The sequence below is a fragment of the Kribbella sp. genome (assembly GCF_035687465.1).
Classification (GTDB): Bacteria; Actinomycetota; Actinomycetes; order Propionibacteriales; family Kribbellaceae; genus Kribbella.
This window is the reverse complement of sequence record NZ_DASRXP010000076.1, coordinates 1-4906: the sequence shown is the minus strand read 5'-3', so window position 1 is coordinate 4906 and position 4906 is coordinate 1. Positions and strand designations below refer to the sequence as shown.

5 protein-coding genes and 1 tRNA gene are annotated in these 4906 nt (G+C 67.2%); 3 read left to right on the top strand and 3 right to left on the bottom strand.

Annotation, left to right across the window (positions count from 1 at the left end):
* Both VFG33_RS03835 and VFG33_RS03830 read right to left on the bottom strand, forming a co-directional pair.
* Positions 1–583 (bottom strand): hypothetical protein (locus VFG33_RS03835; RefSeq protein WP_325022424.1); only part of this gene is annotated, 583 nt, incomplete at its 3' end.
* A 145-nt stretch (positions 584–728) separates the two neighbouring features.
* Positions 729–2285 (bottom strand): LCP family protein, encoded by a 1557-nt coding sequence (locus VFG33_RS03830; RefSeq protein ID WP_325022421.1) that lies wholly within the window; start codon positions 2283–2285, stop codon positions 729–731.
* Positions 2286–2527: 242 nt separating this feature from the next.
* On the opposite strand from VFG33_RS03830, the gene VFG33_RS03825 reads away from it, so the two are divergent.
* The 3 genes from VFG33_RS03825 (at position 2528) to VFG33_RS03815 (ending at position 4195) form a co-directional block, all read left to right on the top strand.
* Positions 2528–2617, top strand: a tRNA-Ser gene (locus tag VFG33_RS03825).
* Positions 2618–2991: 374 nt separating this feature from the next.
* Positions 2992–3711, top strand: coding sequence for a hypothetical protein (locus VFG33_RS03820; RefSeq protein WP_325022419.1), 720 nt, complete (start codon positions 2992–2994; stop codon positions 3709–3711).
* Positions 3712–3967: 256 nt separating this feature from the next.
* Positions 3968–4195: a hypothetical protein gene (locus VFG33_RS03815; RefSeq protein ID WP_325022417.1), complete on the top strand. Its 228-nt coding sequence runs from the start codon at positions 3968–3970 to the stop codon at positions 4193–4195.
* 212 nt (positions 4196–4407) lie between these two features.
* Here the strand turns inward: VFG33_RS03815 and VFG33_RS03810 are convergent.
* A partial coding sequence (locus VFG33_RS03810) for a phosphoenolpyruvate carboxykinase domain-containing protein (RefSeq protein ID WP_325022415.1) occupies positions 4408–4906 on the bottom strand: 499 nt, incomplete at its 5' end.

Below are 4906 nucleotides of genomic sequence, written 5' to 3'. Positions count from 1 at the left end.
GGTTCGGCGATCGAGGCGCCGATGGGGTGGCGACGGCTGTCAGCGTCTTGCCGAAGGAGATCTTTGCTCGGGCGAGTGACTCGCCGGCCATCGTCAGGCGGCTGCCGGTAACCGCGTCGTAGATGGCGACCTTCGCGTCGTAGAGCACCCCTGCGGTCGGGTTCGGTATGCCGCAGGTGTTCTTCTCGTTCCTCGTTGCGGTGACGGAGAGCTGGCGGAGTGCCTTGGAGCTGTCTACGAATGCCGCAACCTGCCAGTGTTCGGTCAGCAGCGCCGCGGGTGCATGGACGGGTCCGAGCGACTTCCGCTCCTTCTCGAGCTCTGCAGCCAGTTGTAGTCGGGCAGTGTCGACGGCAGGCAGGCTGGTCGCTGCGACCACCTGGGCCAGGTACGGCCGGATTCGCTGCTCCATGCCGGTCAACAGGCTCTGGTACTGCGCGACGGTCAGTGGTGGTTGCGCCGAGGGCGTGGTCGCCGCCGGGCCCTCGTTGCTCTGCTTCTCGCCGGATCCGCTACAGCCCGTGACGCCGAGGAGGGCGACTGCAAGAGTTGCCGCCGCAACCCGCTTGCCGCTGATCCGCATATACCGTCCCCAGGTCGACTCTCCGACCCCACCATTCTCCCCCAACGCCAGCCCCCACCGGTCCAACGACAGCTTCCTGTCACGAACCACCACTACAGATCACGTCGTACTGCGGTCGCCCCGCGGTTCGTAGTACTGGGGCTGGTCAGGGGTTGGTGGGGTGGTAGGCGCAGGCGTCGTTCAGGTCCTCGGCGCTGCCCGCGGGGGGCTTGGCCGGGGTGGTCTTGCCCGTGCTGGGCTTCCTCGTCGTGGTGGTCGACGGGGTGGACGCGACCGGCTGGGTGACCTTCGGCTCGATCGCCTTGTGCACGATCTCGCGCATGCCCTCGTAGTTGGGGTTCTGGCCGCTCGGGAAGTTCTTCGCCTTGTCCAGGTCGACGTTGGTGACCTTGGCGTCCTTCACCTTCAGCCCGAGGTCGATGAACGCCGGCAGGATCTCCTGCGGGATGTCGGTCTGCAGCAGGTTCTTGCTGGCGGACGCGATCTGCTGGTACTTCGTCACCAGCGCCGCCGGGTTGGCGCTGCCCACGATCGCGTGGATCGTGCAGCGCTGCCGCTCCTGCCGCGATGGGGCATCCAGACCGTACCGGCCGCGGGCGAACCAGAGCGCGTCGTGCCCGTCCAGCTTCTGGTTCGGGCCGGGCTCGAGGTAGTCCTTCGGCAGGACGTCGTCGGCCGAGCCCGGACCGCGAGTGTCGCCGCCGATCGGGACCTTGTAGTTGATGTTGACCGTGATACCGCCGAGCGCGTCGACGATCGACTCGAAACCCTTGAGGTTGACCTGCATGTAGTAGTCCAGCTTCAGGCCCATCGCCTCGCCGACTGACACCTTGAGCACGTCCGCGCCCTCGTTGTCCGACGGTCCCAGGGCCCCGGGGTGCGCGGCCGGGAGGTTCCGGTACATGGCGTCGAGGTAGTACTCCGACTGCTCGGCCGGGCCGCTCGGGTCGTAGAAGCCGTCCGGGTAGAACTTGTGCAGCGGCGAGTCCTCCGGGAACGGCATCCGCATCCAGTTCCGGCTCAGCGAGATCAGCGCGGTGTTACCGGTCTTGGTGTCGATGCTGGCAACCATCACCGTGTCGGTCCGGGTGCCCTCGCGACCGGCGCCGTCGTCAGCGCCGAGCAGCAGGATGTTCAGCCGGGGAGTGTCCGCCCAGGGGTCCTTCTTGTCCTCGACCTTGGGCCGGGTGGCGCTCTTGGAGTTCTTCTCGGACTGGAAGACGCTGCCGACCAGGTCGCGCTGCGCCATCACGGTCTGCGCGGCGACGGTGGTCGGGACGGCGATGCCGAAGCAGATCAGCCCGACGACCGCCGAACCGGCGAACCGGCCGGCCGCCGTGATGCTGACCGGGCGGAGCAGTTTGTGCGAGGAGACGACGATGCAGATCCAGCAGAAGCCGAGCAGCACCACCACACCGGTGGCGATCAGCAGCTGACGGGGATCCACCAGGAGCGCGACGACCGAGTCACGCCTGGTCAGGCCGATGTATGCGCCGAGACAGAGCAGGCCGATGCTCAGCGTCATGATGAACGCGCCGAGCTTGGCCCGACCGCCCATCACGAACCCGGAACCGGGGATCAGGGCGGCGACCAGGGTCAGGCCGATCGTCTTCGAGACGGATCGGGCCCGGTACGCCCGGTGACGGGACCGGTTGGCCCTGGGCGCAGACCTGCGACCAGCAGCGCGAGTGCTCCGCGACATGGCTCCGTTTCCTGATCGACGACGTGGCGGCGGTGACGGGTCGCGCGATGACGACCCGGTACTCCCAGTACTTCAGACGCCGGCACGACCTCCTTGGTTTACCTCTACTTCGTTCCCCGCCGATTCGAGCCAGATTACAGGGGCCCCGGGCGACACTCCCAAGCCCTCCGGAACCCGCTTTGCCGCACACCCCCCTGTCCGGATAGTCTTGGCCGTCGTCGAGTCCCGTTGGGACCGTCGGAGGAGGCGTCGCCTAGTCCGGTCGATGGCGCCCGCCTGCTAAGCGGGTTGAGGGTAATCCCCTCTCGGGGGTTCAAATCCCCCCGCCTCCGCAAGGAAAGAGAGCCGTTCGGCGCCGCCAGGCGTCGGGCGGCTCTCGTCATTGCGCAGCCGGGGCGATGCAGGGAGGCGCAGCCGGTTCCCCCCGCCTCCGCAGTAATTGAAGGTCGTCAAGCCCCAGGGCTTGGCGGCCTTCGCTCATTTCTTGCTCATTTTCTTACACGGCTCGGTTGCCGACGCTGGGCGTGACGCGGACTGACGAGATCGGGAAGACCGTGGGTCTCAAGAATTCGCAACTAACCGCCCTGTTGAAGCATCTGGTTGAGCAGAAGCACGTTGAGCAGCCCACGCGCGGGGTGACGCGATCGCTGCTTCCACATTTCGCCCGTCCGCTCAGGATGGGGCAACAAGGGGAGGAACCCTACGCATGAAGCTCAACACCAAGGTCAACGGCCGCCTCGCGGCTGCCGGTACGGCCCTCACGCTGGCCGCGACCGCTGTCGGTATCTCGCTGCTCGGTGGGGGTGCCGCCACGGCGGCAGAACCGGGCGAGCGTCAGGCCGTCGCGCCGGCGAACAGCGTGTACAGCGGCTCGATCGTCAACGGGCAGGTTTTCCAGTCCGACCTGGCCCCGGCCGTCAACACGGCGTACCTGTCGACCTACAACAACACCGTCGGCTTCCCGGCCCTGAAGTCGGACGTGGCGGCCAAGCTCAACCTGGGCGAAGGCTCGGTCGTGAAGACCGTCGCGCCGACCGCCATCGTCACGATGGGTGGCTCGTTTGCCACCGGTAAGACCAAGGTCGGGGAGTTCAACCTCCCGGCCGGTCGCTGGCTGGTGAACACGTCCGGCTTCTTCCTGCGGACGGTCGCTGGGGTCGAGGGCACCCGTCCCCAGCTCGCACTGCGGATCGGTGACAGCTACGGAGCTCCGATCGTCTGGGGTACGGACGCCGGAACGGTGATGGGTGCGGAGATCTCGGAGTCCGTGAACCGGGAGGTCACCGGCTCGGACGTCAAGGTCGTCACCCTCGCCGCGCCCGCCACCGTGAACGTCTACGGCTTCGGCTACAACGACGACACCAGCGCTGCTGGCAGTGGCCAGATCACTGTGAAGGCGCAGATCAGCGCCGTCCGCATCGGCTAGCTTCTCGCCTCCGAGGAGCCGGTACAGCGCACTGGTGACGCTGAAGCCGGTTCCCGCTGCTCCGCAGGATTGAAGGCCGTCAAGCCCTAAGGCTTGGCGGCCTCCAGTCATTTCTTGCTCAATTTCTGACACGGCTCGGTTGCCGACGGCGTGGCGGCTGGGCGGAGGAGTAAGTTGAGTGCGCCCGAGTGAGTGAGGCAGCGGTGAGGAACGGGTGTCAGTTCCTACGACGGCCTCGCGAAAGGGTGTGACCGTGATGACGGACCAAGCCATCCGGATGCCGGTGTTCGACCTTCGTTCGATCCTCAACCTGGCCCTGCCGGCCCATGTCGACGCTCTGGTGGACGGCGACTGGCGCCCCGCCTGGCTGATCGGCCGGCTGCACTGCGGCGACGGCCCGATCGCCCTGATCCAGTACGCCGACGCCGCCGGCCGCGAACACACCCGCCGCCTCCCCCTGACCCACATCTCCCCCCGCCCTTAAGACGCTGACGTCCGAAGAACTGGAGACCCGTCCCGCCATTTCTTCGGACGTCAGCAGGTTGGCGGGCGCGGCGAAGCGCCCCGGTCCCGTGGGGATCGGGGCGCTTCGTTCGGCCATCCGGCGTACTGGCTTCCGGTCAGCCGCCGGACGGGTCCGGTTGCCCGAGCCAAGGTCGACCGTCGACCAGGCGAGGTCGACCCTGGCTGGGGGAATCAGTTGCCGAGGCGGGCCTTCAGGTCGTCGAGTTCCACCTTGAGGGCGGCCGGCACCTTGTCGCCGAGCTTCGCGAACCACTCCTCGATCAGCGGGATCTCGGCCTTCCACTCCTCGTCGTCCACGCTCAGCGCCACCTGCAGCGCCTCGACGCTCAGATCTAGCCCGCTCACGTCGAGTGAGTCGACCGTGGGCACCCGCCCGATCGGGGTCTCAACCGCGGCCGCCTGGCCCTCGAGCCGATCGATCACCCACTTGAGCACCCGGCCGTTCTCGCTGAACCCCGGCCAGACGAACTTCCCGTCCTCGTCCTTGCGGAACCAGTTGACGTAGAAGATCTTCGGCAGCTTGCACGCGTCGTTGTCCTTGCCGACGGTGATCCAGTGGTTCAGGTAGTCACCCGCGTTGTAACCGATGAACGGCAGCATCGCCATCGGGTCGCGACGCACCACGCCGACCTTGCCGACCGCGGCCGCGGTGGTCTCGGACGACAGCGTC